Origin of the sequence: Bifidobacterium callimiconis, assembly GCF_003952005.1 — a bacterium.
Classification (GTDB): Bacteria; Actinomycetota; Actinomycetes; order Actinomycetales; family Bifidobacteriaceae; genus Galliscardovia; species Galliscardovia callimiconis.
In genome coordinates, this window is sequence record NZ_QXGJ01000002.1 from 159,226 (window position 1) to 178,543 (window position 19,318).

Here is a 19,318-nt window from a genome sequence, read left to right on the forward strand (position 1 = left end):
CGATCGGAATTCTCCGGTCGGGGGTTTTCGTTTGCCGTTTTTGGTTTGCCGGCTGGTCTTCGCCGAACGCCGCCGTCACGACAATCTACGACAATGCGGCAAGCACCCTGTCGTAGGCTTCGGTGGGCGTGGCACTGAACGGATCGAGCAGTTCGGCATCGATGCGTTCGGGACTGGTCAGCGTCACGTGCGTCCAGTCGCAGCTGAACTGCACATCATGTGTCAGCGCCGCTTTGACGAAACGTCCGCGCAATGCGGCGCGCGTGTTTTCGGGGGGATTGCCCACGGCATGTTCGATGGCCGTCTCATCGAGCACCGTCCGCATCATGCCGCCGCGTTCCAGACGGGGGAAGATCGATCCGTTGACGATGTCGTGATAATCAAGATCGATCTGGCCGATGCGCGCATCCGGCAGATTCGGATCACGTCGACGCATCGCCTGAATGAGCTGCAGCTTGGCCGCCCAATCCACCCATGACGTCAGCTCCTGCCAACGATCGGCCTCCACGGCGTCAAGCGCCTGACGCCATAGCGTCAGCACGTCATGGCCGCCGGCCTCCGGCACGACGATCTCGTCATGCGCGGCGAGGAAGTCCTCGACGATGGCCAGATAGGCGCGTTGCATCGTCAGTGCGCAGATCGTCTTTCCGTCCGCCAGACGCAGCGAGGCGCGACCGGTACGGTCACGGCTCACGGCACGGATCGCCTCGCCGGGGTCGATCAGCGTGAATCGTTCGAATCCTGAGGGACGTTCCTCCCGCCATGCCTGTTCGATCACGCAGAGCACCAGATGCGTGGCCGCCAGCTTCATCCACGTGGCGGTCTGCGAACGGTTGGAATCGCCGACGATCACGTGCAGGCGACGGAACAGATCGGAGTCGGCGTGCGGCTCGTCGCGTGTATTGACCATGGGCCGGGAACGCGTGGTGGCGCTGGAGACCGCGTCGTCCAGGAATTCCGCACGCTGTGAGATCTCGAATCCGTCGGGGATCGTGGGATCTGCGGTGAACCTGCCGGCACCGGTATACAGCTGTCTGGTGACTAGAAACGGGATGAGTTCGTGTTCGATGGCGCTGAGCGGAACCTGACGGCGCAGCAGATAGTTCTCATGGCAGCCGAAGGAGTGCCCTGCGGAATCCACGTTGTTCTTGAACAGGTGGATGCGGGCGTGCGCGCCATGGGTCCTGCGCAGCTCGTCCTGCGCCTCCGACGCAAGACGACGCATGACCCGCTCCCCCGCCAGATCCTGGGCCAATGCCATCAACGGATCCAATGCCTCGGCGGTGGCGTATTCCGGGTGGCTGCCCACGTCAAGATACAGGCGTGAGCCATTGGCCAGATACGTGTTCGTGGAGCGCGAGCGCGACACCACGGGACGGAACATGGTCATCGCCACCTGACCGGGGTCGGCGGGCTTGTCCGTCTCGGTCACGGCCACGCCGTATTCGGTTTCGACGCCGAAGATACGTTCGAATCCCGCCGCATGTTCGGCGCCCGCATGGATTGCCGCGGTGCCGGTGTCGCGGCTGTCACGAAGCTGTGGCACTCACTCGCCGCCCTTCTGCACGAAGCTGGAGACGTATTCCTCGGCGTTGGTCTCCAACGTCGATTCGATGTCGTCGAGCAGTGCGTCGAGTCCGGACGCCTGCTCGGCGAAGTCGGATTCCACGCGGGCGGTCTCCTGACCGTCGGTCTGCGACGACTGCTGGGACTGCTGCGAACGACGTTCCTGTTCCTGCGGCATATGTGCTCCTTTTGTTCTCCGGTATGGTCTCCGGTGTTCCCGGGACGGTTGGGAAGGTCCGTCCCCAGTTCTAGTCGACTAGTTGAGATAGGGACGCAGTTCGTCCATGATCGGACCGTTGGAGGCCACGATGTCGTTGTTCGCGCCCCATACCACGTCGGTGCCGTCCCAGCGTTCGATGTGCCCCTGGGCCTCGCGCAGCACCACGGATCCAGCGGACACGCCGGCCACGTCCCAGGAGTGCAGCGATGGTTCGAAGTAGGCGTCGTACGTACCATCGGCCACCTTGCACAGGTCCATCGAAACCGGGCCCACGCGCTTGACGTCGGCCGGCTTGCCGGCAATGGCGGCCACGGTCTTCAGGGCGCGGGCGGACTCCTCGGGGAAGTACGACATGCCGAAGCTCACCACCGAGTCCTTGAGCGTATCGGTGGTGGACGGCATGATCTTCTCGCGCTTGGGACCCTGCTTGGTCTCGCGCACACGGATCGCGCCCTTGCCCTGGGCGGCCATGTAGGTCAGGCCGAGCGCCGGGGCATGCACCACGCCGAGGACCGGGATGCCGTTGTTGTCGTCGTCCACCTCGAACAGGGAGACGGTGACCGTCCATTCGGGCATGTTGCGCACGTAGTTGATGGATCCGTCGACGTGGCCGATGCACCAGTAGAGTCCGCCCGGCTTGGTGTCGGAGCCGATCTCCTCCCAGCATTCATGCGCTTCGATCGCGTTGATCCGCTCGTGGCAGTAGCGCACCAGACGCTCGTCCACTTCGGAGGAGAACATGCTGCCCTGGCGGGTCTTGGTGTGCACGGCCTTGGTGAGATCGTGCGGCTTGATCTGGTCCTGCAGGGCCAGTTCGCCGGCGTCCTTGAGCACTTCGGCCACCTTCACGGTGAGTTCCCGAAGATCCCTGTCTGTCATCGTGTCTCCTTTCGGCGGCGTTGATGCGCCGACCGTCCGTCCCTTGTCAACCGTTTCTTTGGTGCTGTCGTCAATGTTGCTATCGATATCGTCATCGGTCCGTCGATCCTTCGCCGACCGTCGACCGCGGACCCGCACCGGAAGGCCCTGATCGTCGGCCACTATAGTACCGTCTTATCGTTCGGCTGAACATGCCCGGATGAGATCGTCCACGGTTCCTACGGGTTCCAGCATGGCACGGCATGCGGCCTCGGTGTGCTCGCCGGGATCGGCGATATCGATGTCGTGCAGCTGACCGTCGCCGCCGCGCACGGTGATCGACCTCCAGGATGCGGCCACCACGTCGTTCGGGAAGCGTCGGACCACTTCGGCGCGCAGCCATGCACGGGTGGATGCGGGCGCCGTGGTGCGGGCGCCGTCGAGCGCGGCGTCGTCGATGAGCGAGATCGCGTGGGCGCGCACGGCTTCGAAGACCGACGCCCTGGGTTCGAGTGCGGCCCAGGCGATGTCCATGGCACGGATCTTCGGATCGTTCCAGCCCAGACCGCGTCGGGTACGCAGCCGTTCCATGAGCTGCCATTTGAGCAGCCATTCGAGCCGACCGGCGGCACCGGTCATGCCCATGCGCTCCTCGTCGTCGGCGTGGGCCACGCGTGCCACGTCCTCGAGCGCCGTGCCCCACATGGCCATGATGCGCTTGGTGGGTTCATCCGGCCAGAGCGGTTCGCCGTCGATGTCGGTGCCGTACACGCCTGCGGCCACTTCGTAGACGGCCGACCGCAGCAGCACCTGGGTCTGCCATGCCGTGATGGTGCCGCCGCCCTCGGTGGCGTACGGCTGCTGCAATGTCAGATCGTGGGAGACCATATGAATGGCCTCGACCGGGTCGGCCGGCGTGAGTCGGCATGCGAGTGCCGTCAGATCGTAGCCGACCTCGTCGGCATGCTCGGCGAGCCATGCGATCATGCTGGTCGTGCCCAGTCGCAGCGCCTCGGGCGTATCCATACGATTGGCGTCGCCGACGATCACGTGCAGTCGACGGTATCGGTCGGTGCTGTGCGATTCGTCGCGCGTGTTGATGATCGGACGGTCGAACGTGGTCTGCAGTCCCACCTTGGCATGCACGTAGTCGGCGCGCTGCGACAGCTGGAATCCCGCGGTCTCGCAGCGTTCGCCCAGTCCCACGCGTCCGGTGCCGCAGTAGATCTGTCGGGTGACGAAATGCGGCGTCATGATCGCGATGAGCAGATCGAAAGGCACCGATCTGAGGATCTGGTAGCTTTCGTGCGAACCCCAGCTGGCGCCCTTGCCGTCCACGTTGTTGCGGAACAGTTCGATGCGTTTGCCGGTACGGACGGACGCCTCGCGTGCGGCGACGAGCATGAGTCGGTCGCCGGCACGGTCGTAGAGCAGCGCCTGGAACGGATCGAGGGTTTCGGGCGCCGAATATTCGGGATGGGCGTGGTCCACGTAGATGCGGCCGCCGTTGGGGGCGATGGTGTTGACCACCTGCAGCTGCGGCGAATCGGTGAGCATGTCGCGGCGGGCGGATGCACGTTCCAGACGGTAGCCTCGCGCATCGTTGACCGGGTCCTCGCCACGGTAGTCCCAACGGATGTGTCGGCGATCGTCGTCGGCGGCGCCGTCCACCACGTCGAACGACAGCTGCACGGGGTTCGCTCGGGGATTGGCCCTGTCGGTCACGGCGTATTCGGTTTCCGTGCCCATCACGCGAAGTACGGTCATGGTCTGTTCTGCTCCCATCTGGTCGCTGTTGTTGTCACTGTCGTCATTGCCATCGTCGTCGAGGCCATCGTCGTCGGGATCGCGTCGAGATCGGCTATCGGCGTACGGGGTTCATGGCGGTCACCCGGCCGGATTCGAGACCGTTGAGCCGCGCCCACTGTTCGGGATTGGCCCCGGTAATCGAATCCACGGATTCGCCGTACTCCTCCTCGATGCCGCGGCCGAGCATCTCCGCATCCAGCCTGGCCTGGCTGCCGCCGGCGATCGACGCCTTGACTGCCGCCGTCTTGGCACGGTCCACGATGTTCTTGAGCATGGCTCCGGAAATCAGATCGCCGAAGTATATGCTCGTCCACCTGCCCTGCTCGTCGGCGATGTCGCACACATGACGGCTTTCGTCCCTGCGGAAGATGTCTCCCACCATCACGGCGATCAGATCGTCGGCGGTCATGCCGTCGGCCAACGGCAGATCATCGGTCAGATAATGACGCAGGATGGACGCGGCCTGTGGCCCCTTGGGCCGGTCGATGCGAATCTTCACATCGAGACGTCCCGGACGCAGCACCGCGGGGTCGATCATGTCCACGCGGTTCGACGCGCCGATCACCATCACGTTGTTGAGCTCCTCGATGCCGTCAAGCTCGGCCAGGAACTGCGGCACGATCGTCGTCTCCACGTCGGAGGAGACGCCCGAACCACGGGTGCGCAGCAGGGAATCCATCTCGTCGATGAACACGATGACCGGGCGGCCGCCCGTCGCGCGACGACGTGCACGCTCGAAGATCGACCTGATGATGCGTTCGGACTCGCCCACGAACTTACTCAGGATCTCCGGCCCCTTGACCGAAAGGAACACGCCGGCGCCGCCGCCGGACCCCTGCGCCAGCGAATGGGCCACGGCCTTGGCGATCAGCGTCTTGCCGTTGCCCGGAGGGCCGTACAGCAGCACGCCGCGCGGCGGATTGAGATCGTAGCGTTCGAACAGATCGCGATGCAGGAACGGCAGTTCCACGGCGTCGCGGATCTGTCCGATCTGCGCGTCCAGACCACCGATGTCGTCGAACGAGACGTCGGGCGTCTCCTCCAACACCAGATCATCCTCATCGGGACGGGCCAACGTCTCGATCGCGATCGTGCACGACTGGTCCACCACCACACGGTCGCCGCGCGTCAGCTCGGCGTTGGCGAGCGCGCTCGCCCGCACAGCCACGGACAACTGTCCCGACTGGTCGGCGAGCAGCAGCCGACCGGACGCCAGCACCTCCTCGACCGTGCGCATCTGCCCGGTGATCGGCAGGTCGCGCGTGGCCACGATCACCATATTCTCGTTGAGCAGCACGGTCTGGCCGCAGGACAAACGATCGACGTTCACCAGCGACGAGATGGGCACCACCATGCGACGCGAGCCCATCACCACTTCGGCGGCGGCATGGCGTACCCCGTCCTCGTCGATATGGCTGGAGTCGACGCGGACGAACAGCGCGAAGTTCTCCGGCGGCTGTGCCAGGGAGTTGAGCTGGGACTTGGCCTGCCTCAGCTCCTTGCCCGCACGGTTGAGCGCCTGGGCGAGCGCATGGTTCTTCGCCTGGAGCACATCGGCATGCTCGGCCATGCGCGTATAGCGCTCCTGCAGATCGGACGCGGAGGCGTCGGCCACGTCGTCGTTCCTCTCGTCCGGCCCGTTCGGCCCGGCCACCGCACTCATCGTTTCGGTCTCACCCATCGTCCGCATGATCCCTTCCCGGGGCACGCCCCGTTCGTCATATCCACTCCTAGCCTACGCGACCATCGGCCGCGCGCCATGCCACGTTCGGAAACGATTCGCGCCGATCCGCACCGATTGTCCCCGCGCATGGAAACAATGGGTGGAATGCGCACATGTTCCTTCCCCTCCCGCCGTACCATGTTCTCCTCCCCCGCCGTCACCGGCTCCGACGTACCCGCTGGCAGCATTGACGACGGCATGCGGCTGATCGTCATGGACATCGACTCCACGCTGATCAACGAGGAGGTCATCGACCTGCTGGGTGACGAGGCCGGCATCGGCGAGAAGGTGGCGGCCATCACCGAGCGTGCCATGCGCGGCGAACTCGACTTCCGCCAGGCGCTCGCCGAACGCGTGGGACTGCTGTCCGGCATGGACGCGTCGGTGTTCGATCGCGTATACCATCGCACCAGCTTCACCACGGGCGCCCTTGATCTGGTGCGTACCGCGCACGAGCGCGGCTGGAAGGTCGGCGTGGTCTCCGGAGGATTCCATGAAGTGGCCGATCGTCTGGTCGCCGATGCCGGTATCGACCGTTGTCTGGCGAACACGCTGGAGGTGGTGGACGGCAGGATCACCGGCCGTCTGATCGGCGACATCGTGACCAAGGAGACGAAGCTCAGCGCGTTGCGTCATTGGGCCGACGAATACGGCATCGATATGGCGCACACCGTGGCGATCGGCGATGGCGCCAACGACATTCCCATGATCCAGGCGGCGGGCGTGGGCATCGCGTTCTGCGCCAAGCCCAGAACACGCGACGCGGCGCCGCATGCGATCGACGAGCGCGATCTCATGCGCGCGTTCACGATCATCGATCACGCCTGACCGACTCTCGGTCGCACGATCAATGTGATCAACTTGTGATCGACTTGTCTGCCTACGGAGTTAGCGTGCTGAGGTGGACAACGACAGACGATCCGTGTGGCGTGGGTTCTCATCATCCTCGCAAACCAAGACTCCGTCCGTGCGCAGGGCGTTTACCGAACGCATGCTCTCGCACCCTGGACGCTTGTCTCTCGCATACTTTCTGGTACTGATCGTGGTGGGCACGGTGCTGCTCATCCTTCCGGCGACCTCGAGGGATGGTCAGGTCACCGACTTCAATACCGCCTTCTTCACCACCGTATCGGCGTTGTCCACGTGCGGCATTGTCATCGTGGATACGGCGGAGTACTGGAATCTGTTCGGGCAGGCCGTGATCCTGCTGTGCATCCAGTTCGGCGGTCTCGGCGTCATGACGTTCGCGTCACTGATCACCATGACGATCAGTCGTCGTATCCGCGTCACCCAGCAGCTACTCGCCGCCGACGAGCTGGGCGCGTCGAAGCTCAGCGAGGTGCGATCGGTGATCAACGTGGTGTTGATCTGTACGTTCAGCGTGGAGATCATCGCATTCAGCCTGCTGTTTCCCGCCCTGCTGCGTCTGAACGAGGGGCAGGTGTCGCAATCCCTGTGGGAGGCGATCTTCTTCGCCGTCGCATCGTACAACAACGCCGGCTTCACACCGGACACGGCCGGCCTGTACATCAACAGCTGGTCGGTCGGTCTGCCGATCCTGCTCTGCGCGTTCGTCGGTACGCTCGGCTTCCCCGTGATCCTCAACGTGTTCCAGTGCGCACACCGTCGGCAGGGGCCCAAACGTTGGAATCTGCACACCAAGCTCACCGTGGTGACCACGATGTCGATCGTCACCACGTCGCTGCTGTGGTTCCTGTCTGTGGAGTGGAACAACACCACGCTGTTTCACAACGCCGACCTGTCGTCGAAGCTGTGGCACGCACTGGTGGCGGCGGTCATGCCGCGTTCGGCGGGATTCGACATTTCGTGGATGCCGCACGTGAGCGAGCAGACGAAGTTGTTCATGTCGTGGATCATGTTCATCGGCGGCGGTTCGGCGTCCACGGCCGGCGGCATTCGCGTCACCACGTTCGCCGTGCTGATTCTGGTATGTCGGGCGGCGTTCCTGCGCCGCAAGGACGATTCCGTATTCGGCAAGCGTCTGCACACGCAGACCGTGATCATGTCGGTCGCCATCACGGCCACCTGCAGCATTCTGATCTACGTCGCCTCGCTGATCCTACTGACCATCACAGACCGTTCGCTCACCGACATCGTGTTCGAATGTTGCTCCGCGTTCGGTCTGGGCGGCTATACGCTGGGCGTGGCGGATCCGGGCAATCCAGGCACGTTGTACGTGCTGGCGGCGCTTATGGTCATTGGACGACTGGGCCCCATGACGGTGGCGTACGCCATCTCCAAACCGCAGCCGCCACAGGCGGTACGGTACCCGGCTGAAAGTATCATTGTCGGTTAGTTTTCGATAGGTGGTGACGATGATTCCCGCATTGCAGCAACTGTTCACGCATGGCACTACGAGAGGGAAGGAACAGATGGGCGCCATACACAGCGAAAGCCGTTCGATCCTGGTGGTTGGTCTGGGACGATTCGGCACCGCGGCAGCGCGTACGCTGGGCGAATTGGGCGAGGATGTGCTCGCCGTGGACAAGGATCCGATGATCGTGGCCCGTTGGGCCGGCAATGTGCCGGTGATGGAGGCCGATCTGACCGATCCGCTCGCCGTGGAACAGATCAACGCCTCGAATTTCGACGCGGCGCTCGTGGCGATCGGCGACAGTGTGGAGGCGTCGATCCTCGCCACCGGCAATCTGCTCGACGCCGGCATCCCCGACGTGTGGGCCAAATCGGTGTCGCATCAGCATACGCGTATTCTGCAGCGCATCGGCGCCAGTCATGTGTTCCGTCCGGAGACCGATGGCGGCAAGCGTGTGGGCCATCTGCTGGCCAGCCGATTCCTCGACTACATCGAGATCGAAGGACCGTATTCGGTGGTGAAGGTGCTTACGCCTTCTTCCGTCTGCGGGCAGAGCATCGCCGATTCGCTGATCCGCGAACGGTTCGGCGTGAGCGTGATCGGCGTGAAGAACCCCGGCGAGGAGTTCCAGTATGGTTCCACCGACATCGTGATCCGTCACAACGCCGAGCTGATCATCCTCGGCGCGCAGAAACAGATCGACCGCTTCATCGAAAGCTGATCGCTCGGGTTCCAACCTGTGACGGGGGCGGGGCATGGTAGTGGATGGGGCATCACGCGTGTTGGTGTCGGGGCCGTGCTCCCCTCAGTCGGCGTTGCCGACAGCTCCCCTCGGAGAGGGGAGCCACAGGACGGGCAGGACGGGACCGTGGCGCTTATATTCGGGGCAACGAACGCCCTGATCGATTACGGTACGAATATCCCGACCAGCCCTCAGCCCCCGTGGCTCCCCTCTCCGAGGGGAGCTGTCTGCGCAGCAGACTGAGGGGAGCCGAGCGGTTCTATACCATGCCGGAGTTCAGTGCTTGCGGATGAGACTGATGAACATCTGGTCGGTGCCATGCAGATGCTCGAACAGCTGCACGTCGCCGGGCCTCTCCGGCAGCGGGATCGCGGGATTCACCGCACGCAGCACGGCCGCCGCGTCCAATCGTTCGGCATCCTTGCGGGACGCCAGCACCGCGTCCACGATCGCACGCGTCTCGGCGAGCGCCGGCGAACAGGTCACGTAGGCCACCGTGCCACCGAAACGGGTGGCGTCGAGAGCGGAGTTCAGCAGCGCACGCTGGATCTCCGCCAGTTCGGTGATGTCCTCCGGCTTCTTGCGCCAACGGGCTTCGGGGCGGCGTCGTAGCGATCCCAATCCGGAGCAGGGAGCGTCCACGAGTACGCGGTCGAATTCGCCGGCGTGCTCGGCGCCCAGTTCACGACCGTCGCGCTCCCAGACTTCGCCGATCGTACCGTCCGGCAGAGCCCGGACGTTGTCGCGCACCAGTCTGGCGCGATGGGCGCTGGGCTCGTTGGCGTTGAGCACGGCGTGTCGCTGCGCGGCGAGCGAACCCAACAGCGCGGTCTTGCCGCCGGGACCGGCGCACATATCAAGCCATGAGGAGTCCTTGTCGCCTTCGATCGGCGCATAGGCCAGGGCAAGCGCGGCAAGCTGGCTGCCCTCGTCCTCCACGCCGGCCAGGCCGGCACGCACGTAGGCCAGACGTTCCGGGTTCACGCCGTGCACACGGACGGCATAGGGGCTCCAACGACCGGACTCGTGTTCGGCACGATCGGGCAGCTGGGCGATGAGTTCGTCTCGGGTCACCAGTCCCGGACGTGCCACCAGAGTGACGTCGGGAGCTTCGTTGTCGGCGGCCAGCATGGCGCCGATCGGGTCATCGACGACGTCCTGCGAGCCGGCGTCCGCCGCGTAGCCGGCGGCATTCCACGCCTTCTCCAGTTCCTCCACGATCCATGCGGGATGCGAGTACCGCACACCCAGACGTTCGGCGGGCCTGCCCTTGCCGATGCGGGAGACGACGATCGACTCCCATTCCTGACGGCTGCGGGCGACGACCCGGTGCATCACGGCGTTGACGAATCCCGCACTGCGGGCACCGGCCTTGGATCGGGCCAGGTCCACGCTTTTGGAGACGACGGCATGGTCGGGCACGTTCATGAACAATGCCTGGAACGTGCCGATGCGCAGCACGTCGAGCACCGTGTCGTCGATGTCGGTGGCCGGACGTTTGGCGGCCGAGACGATCACCGCGTCAAGCAGTCCTCGCCACCGCTGCGTGCCATAGACCAGCTCGGTGGCAAAGGCGTTGCCTCGTGCGTCCATGCCGGCCGAGGCCAGGGCCTTCGGCAGCAGCAGGTTCGTGAAACTATCGGAAGTGCTGACGCGCGAGGTGACGTCGTAGGCAATGGCACGGGGGTCGGCCGCCGGCTTGTTCGCCGGTCGCCGGCCGCGGGTGGTTTTCGCCCGGCCGGGCCTGCGGGAGTCACGTTTGCCGGATCGGAAGTCGAACTCAGGCACAGCGCGCCTCCGCACCGAGTCGTGCGCCACGGGCCCAGTCGGCAGCACGCATGGCCTTCTTGCCCTGCGCCTTGACCTCGAGCAGTTCCAGCGGCGTGGTGGCGGTGCCCACCCACACGTTGCGCTTGCCGGCCCGCAGTTCTCCCGGAGCGAGGTCCATGGGCACGTTGGGGGCGTCGGAGGCCGGAGCGGCCGAAAGAATGTGCAGGGTCAGCGGCTGGGCGTCGAAGGCTTCGGCATTCGCCGTGAACGCGCACCAAGCACCCGGTTCGGGCGTGCAGGCGCGGATCTGACGGTCGACGCTCTCCACCGGGGCGTCGAAGATCACATGGGCGTCATCGGTGCGGATCTTGTCGGCGACGGTCACGCCGTCCGCAGGCTGTGCAACCGGCTGCGCGGTGCCATCGGCCACGGATCGCATGGCGTCCACCAGCAGCGGCGCCCCGCTGACCGCCATACGGTCCAGCAGCTCACCGGATGTTTCACGATCGCTGATGTCGGTATGGTTCTGCAACAGGATCGGCCCTTCATCCATGCCCAGCGTGATGCGGAACACCGTGGCGCCGGTGCTCGGCTGGCCGGACCAGAGGGCGCGCTGGGCGGGCGCGGCGCCACGCCACTGCGGCAGCAGCGAGAAATGCAGGTTGTACCAGCCCTTGGGCAGCGCATCGAGCACGTTCTGCGGCAGAATACGGCCGTAAGCCACCACGGCGGCGGCCTCGACGTTCAATGCGGCGAGCTCTCCGACGAATCCCTCGTCACGCGGATTGCCGTCGATGACCGGAATGCCGAGCTCCTGCGCCGCCACCTTGACGGGGCTGGGCATCAGACGGCGTCCACGCCCGCGCGGGGCGTCGGGACGGGTGAGCACGCAGGCCACCTCGATGCCATCGGCCTCGGCCAGCGCCTTCAGCGACGGCACGGCAACATCAGGAGTGCCACAGAACAGAATCCTCAATACACTAATCCTTTCGTAATCATCGATATCGATACGTATGCGCCACGATCACCGCGGTCGACGCATGGGCTCACACGTCGACGCGCACTTACTGCACGGCGGGAATGTTCACGCCGTTGGCGATGAGCAGCGCGCGCAGCTTGCGCGGATCGGAGAATCGCACGCCGCGGATGCCGGCCTCGTTGGCGCCCACGATGTTCATGGCCTTGTCGTCGATGAACACGCTGCCTTCGGCGCTGATGCCGAACTCCTCAAGCGCCTTCTCATAGATGTCGCGATGCGGCTTGCGCATCTTCACGAATCCGGAGACGAGCTTGCCGTCGAGCTCGCGGATGATGTCGCACTGCTCTTCGGCCACATGGAACAGTTCCGCCTCCCAGTTGGACAATCCCCATACGCCCAGACCGGCGGCCTTGAGATCGTTGATCAGCACGCGGGCGCCCGGCACGATGCCGGTGAGCGAATCGCGGAAGTTGTCGATGTAGTAGCGCAGAATATCGGCCCACTTGTCGCCGTGCGTGGTACGCATCCAGGCGATCGCCTCGTCCGGATCGGTGCCGCCGTCCATCATGTCGTTGGCGTCATAGAAGCCGGATACGTCATTGTCGAGGAAGGCGTCGATGGTCTGCTGGCTGTAGCGCGGCAGCAGCACCATTTCGGGCTTCCAGTAGATCAGCACGTTGCCGAAGTCGAAGATCACGTTTTCAATCGGCTTACCCATTGCGCCGGCGGCATTGCCCTCCCCCACCAGCACGTCGTATTCCATCTGCGGTTCTCCAGGCCAACCCTTCATGACGGCTCCTTGTCCCATGTCGTAGTTCATGCGTAGTTCATGTCGGATGTCATTGCCTCATCCATCGAAACACGCCGCACGGACGACGACACGACCATCCTCGCATTCCATCGGGGCACGCATGTCAGCGCACGCGGCCACCTTCGCCCGAACCGGTCAGAGCACGTCCTTGGGATTGATCCTGAACCGCAATTCGCCCGGCGCACGCGATGCCACATGCTTGGCCGTGGCGACGCGCAGCCGCTCAGCCAGCTCACCGCCACGACCTCTCGGCACACGGATCAGCGCACGAACACGATCGGTCACGCCGTCGAGCTGCCGGTTCAGTCCAGGCTCCACGGGGATCTCCACCGGGCCGAGCACGGCCGGCCACTCCTCCACATCGGCCGCGTCCACAGCGTTTTCGGAACCCGTGTCATCGCCCGTTCCCCCACCGGCCGAGGGCACGCCGATCACGGAAAAGTCTCCGGACAACGCGCCGATACGATCCAGCAACGTCATCACGGCGGCACGGTCCCCCCACACCACGGCCGCCGTCACACTGGGCGGCAGCACGGTTTCGGTACGCTCCGCCACCTCTCTGGTGGCGAGAATCCGCGAATCCCACACCACCAGGGACTGCGCGAGCGCCGGATCGGACTCGCCGATCAGCATCACCTGACCACCGAGCGTTCGCGGCACGCACAACGCCGCGGCGCGCATCCACGCCGTCAGGGCGTCCACGCGCGCGTCGATGCCCGGCGCATACAGACTGGTCCACGCATCCAGAATCGCCACGGCCTGATAGCCGTTGGTCTCCGACGCCATGCCACGGATGGGCACCACGCGCGGTTCGGCACCGGGCGTTGCGATGACGATCTGCGGCTTGTAGGCCACGTCCTCGATGATGCCGCGCGGCTGATTCGGCGTGGAGATCATGACCGGCACGCCGCGGAACAGGCCCTGCAGCTCCTGCATGGTGCCTTCCGCGTCCACGCGCACGCCGTACAGGCGCTCGCCTCCGCATTCCCGACATGTCCAGTCCACGGCCGCGGCGCCACACCACAGGCATTGCGGAGCGGCACCGGGCATGCCGCGCAACGGTCCGGAGCATCTGCGGCACCGGGCCTGACGTCGGCACCGGGAACAGGCGAGCACGGTGCCCGCACCCCGATGCGGCACGGACAGCAGCACCGGTCCGCCCTTCTTCAGCGCACGGTTGATGACGCTAACCGCCACGTGGGGCACGCGAGCGCCCAGGGCCGGTTCTGCGAGGCGCATCAGCTCCTCGCGATTGAGCCATCGGGTCCAGGGGGTGAGGTCCTTGGCCGCCGCACGGTTGGCCGTCACCTCGACCACCCGGGAGTCGTGGTCGACGTCCCACTGGCTTTGCGGGCTTCGGGCATGGCCGGTCACCAGGAACGTGCCGCCGTGCGCCTGGGCACGCAGACGCAGCACATCGCGGGCGTTCGCGTACGGCATAAGTCCGTCGGCGTTCTGATAGGCGGCATCATCGACGATGGCGAACAGTGCGTTGCCCTCCACCGGCGCATACATGGCCGCGCGCACGCCGATCACGCATCGCACCGCGCCCGTGGCCACGGCCATGTAGGACCGATACCGCAGTTCGGGCGCCATGGATGCGCCGAGCGTGGCCACGTCGCCGGACCAGATGCCGTTGCCGCTTGACGATGGCGCGTAGGGCCGCAGTCCGTAGGAGGCGAGACATCGCGCCAGATCGGCCACATGACGCATGTCGGGGAGCACCACGACCGCGGAGCGACCGTGCATCAGCGTGTGTGCGACGGCCCACGCCAAGTCTTTGGCCCAGAGTCGAGGTCCGGGAAGATTGTCCCAGACCACCTGCGCGTAGGAGTGCGAGTCCAGCGCCTGCGTGAGCGCACGAGCGGACGAGTATGTGGATTCTATGCGGGAGAGCCCCTTGAACACCGGCTCGGCGAGCAGGGCCTCCAGTTCGATGCCGCGGGAGGCGACGGCCTTGTCCCCTGGCGACCATTCACGGTCCACCTTGGCGCTGCGCGGCGGCACCGCCACGCGGATGATGTTGGCGCGGGTGCCACCGAAGGCGTCGGCGACGCGGGTGATGTCCTGCCGCATCTGCGTGGACAGCACCACGCGCGGAGATACCACGCGTTCCAGGAATCGCAACGATGCGGTGGGGGTGTCGCTGCTGGACGCCCGTTCCCAGATGAATCCGTCGAGCAGTTTGTGGCCGAACCGCACGCGCACGCGCACGCCCGGACGGGCGTCCTGGTCCTGCTTGTCGTCTACCAGATAGTCGAAGGTGCGGCCCAGATGCGTGGCCTGCACGTCGATGATCACGCGCGCTATGGGATCATGATCGGCCGGGGTCTTCTCCGCCGGGGCACGCTTGCGCCTGCGCCGCGGTGCCAGACCGTCGAGCGCCGGCTGTTCGGCATGTGTCCCCGTCATTCCTCCAACGTATCACGCGTGATTGTGGGAACACGGAAGGCGACGAACGAAAAATCGGCACGCACCCGATATGGATGCGTGCCGATGATCATTAGCGTCCTTTGCGGATCCGCGGATCCGTCGTTCGACCGTCACGAGCCGAACGGACGGCGATCGGTCGAATCACAGGTCAGATGGCGGCCTTGAGCTCCTCGACCCTGTTGGTCTCCTCCCACGGGAACTGCACATCCTTGCGGCCGAAGTGGCCGTAGGCGGCGGTCTTCGCGTAGATCGGACGCTTGAGATCGAGTTCGTCGATGATGGCGGCGGGGCGCAGGTCGAACACCTTGCGCACGGCCTGCTGGATCTGTTCGCGGGTCACGCCGCCGATCTCTGTGCCGAAGGTCTCCACGTTGATGGAGACGGGGTCGGCCACGCCGATCGCGTACGCCACCTGCACCTCGACGCGGTGGGCAAGGCCTGCGGCCACGATGTTCTTGGCGACCCAACGGGTGGCGTATGCGGCGGAGCGGTCCACCTTGGACGGGTCCTTGCCGCTGAACGCGCCGCCGCCATGGTGGGCGGCACCGCCGTAGGTGTCGACGATGATCTTGCGACCGGTCAGGCCGGCGTCGGCGGCCGGACCGCCGAGCACGAAGGAACCGGTGGGGTTGACGAGCTGACGGTAGTCGTCATGCTTCACGGTGCCGTCGAGCACGTCGGCCAGCACGGGGTCGATCACGTGCTCCTTGAGCTGGGCGCGCAGCCAGTCCTGCGTAACTTCGGGATCATGCTGGGTGGAGATGAGCACGGTGTCCACGCGCAGCGGATGATCGTTCTCGTCGTATTCGATGGTCACCTGGGTCTTGCCATCCGGACGCAGGTGCGGCACCTCGCCGGACTTGCGCACCTCGGTCAGACGGAAGGCGAGACGGTGTGCCAGGTACACGGGCAGCGGCATGAGCACATCGGTCTCGTCGGTGGCGTATCCGAACATCACGCCCTGATCGCCGGCGCCCTGGGCCTCGTAACGCTCTTCGCGGCTGGCGGCGGATTCCTGTTCGGTGTTGAGACGGGCGACGCCCTGATTGATCTCGGCGCTCTGGCCGGTGATGGCGACGATCACGCCGCACGAGTCGGCGTCAAGGCCGACTTCGGAGGAGGTGTAGCCGATGCGGCGCAGCGTCTCGCGCACCTTGGACTGCACGTCTACGTAGCCTTCGGAGGTCACCTCGCCGAATACGAGGAACACGCCGGTGGCGGCCGAGGTCTCCACCGCGACGTGGGACTGGGGGTCCTGACGCAGCAGATCGTCGAGGATCTCGTCGGAGATCTGGTCGCAGACCTTGTCGGGGTGGCCTTCGGTTACTGATTCGGCGGAGATGAGCTTGCGCTCCTGATTGGACATATCATTCCTTTCCGGACTTATCGCCCCGCTCTGCGGCGAAGCACAATGATACGGTTTGTGTTCTGTTGTATATGGAGGAAGGCTGTAAAAAAGGGCTCGTGCCTGCCCGACCATGATCGGTCGGACGGCGCGAGCCCTCAGTTCGTTCGCTCCTGTCGTTCAGTTCTACACGTCGGCAAGGTCATCGGCAAGTATGTCGACGATATTCAGCTTGTCGCATCATTCGGCCATGGCCGTGGACGACGGATATGACGCATATGCGGGAACGGGGAATCAAGACGAAACGATGATGATGGATCTTCTCGATCGAAAACGATGGAGTCGGCAGGATCCGGAAGGATCCGGCGGAATCAGTTGCCCTCGTTCAGATCGTCCTCGCCGAGCGTCTCCTCGAGCAGGCCGTTGTTGATCTCGCGGAAGGCGATGGACAGCGGCTTTTCCTGGTTCTGGTATTCCACCAGCGGGCCGACGTTCTGCAGCAGGCCCTCGTTGAGCTGGGTGAAATAGGAGTTGATCTGACGTGCGCGCTTCGCGGCGAAGATGGCGAGCGCGTACTTGGAGTCGGCGTGCTGCATCAGATCGTCGATGGGCGGGTCTGCAAGTCCCTGAGGTTCCGGGCTGGTACCAAGTGCCATTGGTTCTCCAAACTTGAATATATGTGAAAGTACTTTCCTAGGCGAGTGGATTTTACCCCAAACAGGCCATTTTGTGAAGACCTATTGTGAAAATCCTTCCATATATCGACATTAGCACGCGTGTAGGTTCGGCCCGAATGGTTGAATGGGAGCCATGACAGAAATGCGATCCGCAAAACTCATGAATGGGCGCGTATTCGCTGGCGCCCGCGCCCTCTACCGTGCCGCCGGTGTCGACGGCAAGGACTTCGGCAAGCCGATCGTGGCCATCGCAAACTCCTTCGATGAGTTCCTGCCCGGCCACGTCCACCTGAACAAGGTGGGTCGTCTGGTGTCCGAGGCCATCAAGCAGGCGGGCGGCATCCCCCGCGAATTCAACACCATGGCTGTCGATGACGGTATCGCCATGGGCCACACCGGCATGCTGTACTCGCTGCCGAGCCGTGACATCATCGCCGATACTGTCGAATACCAGGTGAACGCACACTGCGCCGATGCCCTGATCTGCATCCCGAACTGCGACAAGGTGGTCCCGGGCATGCTGATGGCTGCGCTGCGTCTGAACATCCCGACGATCTTCGTTTCCGGTGGCCCGATGGAGGCCGGCACCACGGTGCTCGCCGACGGCACCGTGAAGAAGAACACCGATCTGATCTCCGTGATGTACGCGTCCGCCGACGACAACGTCACCGAGGAGGATCTGCTCAACTACGAGAAGACCGTGTGCCCCACCTGTGGTTCCTGCGCCGGCATGTTCACCGCAAATTCGATGAACTGCCTGACGGAGGCCATCGGTCTGGCGCTGCCGGGCAACGGCACGGTGCTCGCCTCGCACAAGTACCGTAAGGAACTGTTCGAGAAGGCCGGCCGCGAGATCGTGCACATCGCGAACCGCTACTACCACGAGGATGACGATTCGGTGCTGCCGCGCTCCATCGCCACCAAGCACGCGTTCGAGAACGCCATGACCATGGATGTGGCCATGGGCGGTTCCACCAACACCGTGCTGCACATCCTCGCCATGGCGCAGTCGGCCGACGTGGACTTCACGCTTGACGACATCGAGCGCATCAGCCACACCGTGCCGTGCATCTGCAAGGCCAGCCCGTCCGGTAAGTGGGAGATCTCCGACGTGCATCGCGCCGGTGGCATCACCGGCATTCTCGGCGAGCTTGATCGTGCCGGCAAGCTGCACCGCGACACGCATTCCGTGGATTACCCGTCGCTTGAGGCCAAGCTGGATGCGTGGGACATCATGCGCCCCACCTGCACCGACGAGGCCAAGCGTCTATTCCATGCCGCTCCGGGCCATATCATTTCCCCGGATCCGTGGACGCATGAGACGACGTTCGACACGCTGGACACCGATCGTGAGAACGGCGCCATTCACGATATCGATCATCCGGAGATCCATGAGGGTGGTCTGGCCGTGCTGCGCGGCAACCTCGCTCCTGACGGCTGCGTGGTGAAGACCGCCGGCGTGCCGGAGGAGATCTGGAAGTTCCGCGGCCCGGCTCTGGTGGTCGAGTCCCAGGAGCAGGCCATCGAGGTGATTCTGAACGATACGCTGAAGCCGGGCATGGCTCTGGTGATTCGTTACGAGGGTCCGAAGGGCGGCCCGGGCATGCAGGAGATGCTGTACCCGACGTCGTTCGTGAAGGGCAAGGGCATCGGCAAGCAGGTGGCCATGCTGACCGACGGCCGTTACTCCGGTGGTTCCTCGGGTCTGGCGATCGGCCATATCGCTCCCGAGGCCGCGAACAAGGGCCCGATTGCGCTGATCAAGAACGGCGACATCATCAATATTGATATTGAGAACCGTCAGGTGAACGTGGAGCTGTCCGATGAGGAGCTGGCTCAGCGTCGCGCCGAGCTGGAGGCCGGCGACGGCTATGTGGCTCACCGCGATCGCAAGGTGTCGCAGGCACTGAAGGCCTACGCCGCGTTCGCCCGTTCCGCGGATAAGGGCGCAACCCGCGACCCGGAGCTCATCAACAAGCTCTCCGGTCTGGCCTGATCCGTTTGATCGCGACCCGCTGATTTTTGAGACCGCGTAACGCGGAAACGGCGG

Annotated in this window: 15 protein-coding genes; 4 read left to right on the plus strand and 11 right to left on the minus strand. The window is 64.5% G+C overall.

From position 1 onward, the window contains the following. Positions 1 to 85 precede the first annotated feature (85 nt). From pafA to arc, 5 genes are all read right to left on the minus strand, one after another. Positions 86 to 1,546: a Pup--protein ligase gene (pafA, locus tag D2E23_RS02795; protein WP_126029478.1), complete on the minus strand. Its 1,461-nt coding sequence runs from the start codon at positions 1,544 to 1,546 to the stop codon at positions 86 to 88. After that, positions 1,547 to 1,744 carry a ubiquitin-like protein Pup gene (locus D2E23_RS02800; protein WP_126029479.1) on the minus strand — a complete coding sequence of 66 codons (198 nt, stop codon included), beginning with the start codon at positions 1,742 to 1,744 and terminating at the stop codon, positions 1,547 to 1,549. Between the two features lie 78 nt (positions 1,745 to 1,822). Then, positions 1,823 to 2,665, minus strand: coding sequence for an inositol monophosphatase family protein (locus D2E23_RS02805; protein WP_126029481.1), 843 nt, complete (start codon positions 2,663 to 2,665; stop codon positions 1,823 to 1,825). Between the two features lie 174 nt (positions 2,666 to 2,839). Beyond that, entirely contained in the window at positions 2,840 to 4,411 is a 1,572-nt protein-coding gene (gene dop / locus D2E23_RS02810) for a depupylase/deamidase Dop (protein ID WP_126029482.1), read from the minus strand. 94 nt (positions 4,412 to 4,505) lie between these two features. Then, positions 4,506 to 6,023, minus strand: a complete 1,518-nt coding sequence (gene arc, locus D2E23_RS02815) for a proteasome ATPase (RefSeq protein ID WP_240541579.1) — start codon at positions 6,021 to 6,023, stop codon at positions 4,506 to 4,508. A 351-nt stretch (positions 6,024 to 6,374) separates the two neighbouring features. Here arc and serB point away from each other — a divergent pair, with 351 nt between their 5' ends. From serB to D2E23_RS02830, 3 genes are all read left to right on the plus strand, one after another. Then, a complete protein-coding gene (gene serB / locus D2E23_RS02820) occupies positions 6,375 to 7,004 on the plus strand; it encodes a phosphoserine phosphatase SerB (protein ID WP_240541578.1) in 630 nt (209 codons plus the stop codon). A 184-nt stretch (positions 7,005 to 7,188) separates the two neighbouring features. Next, positions 7,189 to 8,493, plus strand: coding sequence for a TrkH family potassium uptake protein (locus D2E23_RS02825; protein WP_240541554.1), 1,305 nt, complete (start codon positions 7,189 to 7,191; stop codon positions 8,491 to 8,493). Positions 8,494 to 8,569: 76 nt separating this feature from the next. Beyond that, positions 8,570 to 9,232, plus strand: a complete 663-nt coding sequence (locus D2E23_RS02830) for a potassium channel family protein (RefSeq protein WP_093960322.1) — start codon at positions 8,570 to 8,572, stop codon at positions 9,230 to 9,232. Between the two features lie 297 nt (positions 9,233 to 9,529). Here the strand turns inward: D2E23_RS02830 and D2E23_RS02835 are convergent, their stop codons facing one another. From D2E23_RS02835 to rpoZ, 6 genes are all read right to left on the minus strand, one after another. After that, on the minus strand, positions 9,530 to 11,041 hold the full coding sequence (locus D2E23_RS02835; protein WP_126029485.1) for an RsmB/NOP family class I SAM-dependent RNA methyltransferase: 1,512 nt from the start codon (positions 11,039 to 11,041) through the stop codon (positions 9,530 to 9,532). Continuing rightward, the gene (gene fmt, locus D2E23_RS02840; protein WP_126029486.1) at positions 11,034 to 12,008 is read right to left on the minus strand and encodes a methionyl-tRNA formyltransferase; all 975 of its coding nucleotides are present in this window, start codon (positions 12,006 to 12,008) and stop codon (positions 11,034 to 11,036) included. The genes D2E23_RS02835 and fmt overlap by 8 nt, the downstream gene beginning before the upstream one ends. Before the next feature lie 79 nt (positions 12,009 to 12,087). Beyond that, positions 12,088 to 12,792, minus strand: coding sequence for an HAD family hydrolase (locus D2E23_RS02845; protein ID WP_126029488.1), 705 nt, complete (start codon positions 12,790 to 12,792; stop codon positions 12,088 to 12,090). Between the two features lie 156 nt (positions 12,793 to 12,948). Next, positions 12,949 to 15,225, minus strand: coding sequence for a primosomal protein N' family DNA-binding protein (locus tag D2E23_RS02850; RefSeq protein ID WP_126029489.1), 2,277 nt, complete (start codon positions 15,223 to 15,225; stop codon positions 12,949 to 12,951). A 169-nt stretch (positions 15,226 to 15,394) separates the two neighbouring features. Next, a complete protein-coding gene (gene metK / locus D2E23_RS02855; protein ID WP_126029491.1) occupies positions 15,395 to 16,612 on the minus strand; it encodes a methionine adenosyltransferase in 1,218 nt (405 codons plus the stop codon). Positions 16,613 to 16,962: 350 nt separating this feature from the next. Continuing rightward, entirely contained in the window at positions 16,963 to 17,247 is a 285-nt protein-coding gene (rpoZ, locus tag D2E23_RS02860; protein WP_093960326.1) for a DNA-directed RNA polymerase subunit omega, read from the minus strand. Positions 17,248 to 17,401: 154 nt separating this feature from the next. On the opposite strand from rpoZ, the gene ilvD reads away from it, so the two are divergent. Continuing rightward, complete coding sequence (gene ilvD, locus D2E23_RS02865) at positions 17,402 to 19,264, plus strand: dihydroxy-acid dehydratase (RefSeq protein ID WP_126029492.1); 1,863 nt, start codon at positions 17,402 to 17,404, stop codon at positions 19,262 to 19,264. Positions 19,265 to 19,318 lie beyond the last annotated feature (54 nt).

What these genes read in the sequence shown, in the direction of transcription:
- D2E23_RS02800 (WP_126029479.1), bottom strand. Translation starts at nt 1,744, where the DNA reads ATGCCGCAGGAACAGGAACGTCGTTCGCAGCAGTCCCAGCAGTCGTCG.
- D2E23_RS02805 (WP_126029481.1), bottom strand. Translation starts at nt 2,665, where the DNA reads ATGACAGACAGGGATCTTCGGGAACTCACCGTGAAGGTGGCCGAAGTG.
- dop (WP_126029482.1), bottom strand. Translation starts at nt 4,411, where the DNA reads ATGACCGTACTTCGCGTGATGGGCACGGAAACCGAATACGCCGTGACC.
- arc (WP_240541579.1), bottom strand. Translation starts at nt 6,023, where the DNA reads ATGGCCGAGCATGCCGATGTGCTCCAGGCGAAGAACCATGCGCTCGCC.
- serB (WP_240541578.1), top strand. Translation starts at nt 6,375, where the DNA reads ATGCGGCTGATCGTCATGGACATCGACTCCACGCTGATCAACGAGGAG.
- D2E23_RS02830 (WP_093960322.1), top strand. Translation starts at nt 8,570, where the DNA reads ATGGGCGCCATACACAGCGAAAGCCGTTCGATCCTGGTGGTTGGTCTG.
- D2E23_RS02845 (WP_126029488.1), bottom strand. Translation starts at nt 12,792, where the DNA reads ATGAAGGGTTGGCCTGGAGAACCGCAGATGGAATACGACGTGCTGGTG.
- D2E23_RS02850 (WP_126029489.1), bottom strand. Translation starts at nt 15,225, where the DNA reads ATGACGGGGACACATGCCGAACAGCCGGCGCTCGACGGTCTGGCACCG.
- metK (WP_126029491.1), bottom strand. Translation starts at nt 16,612, where the DNA reads ATGTCCAATCAGGAGCGCAAGCTCATCTCCGCCGAATCAGTAACCGAA.
- rpoZ (WP_093960326.1), bottom strand. Translation starts at nt 17,247, where the DNA reads ATGGCACTTGGTACCAGCCCGGAACCTCAGGGACTTGCAGACCCGCCC.
- ilvD (WP_126029492.1), top strand. Translation starts at nt 17,402, where the DNA reads ATGACAGAAATGCGATCCGCAAAACTCATGAATGGGCGCGTATTCGCT.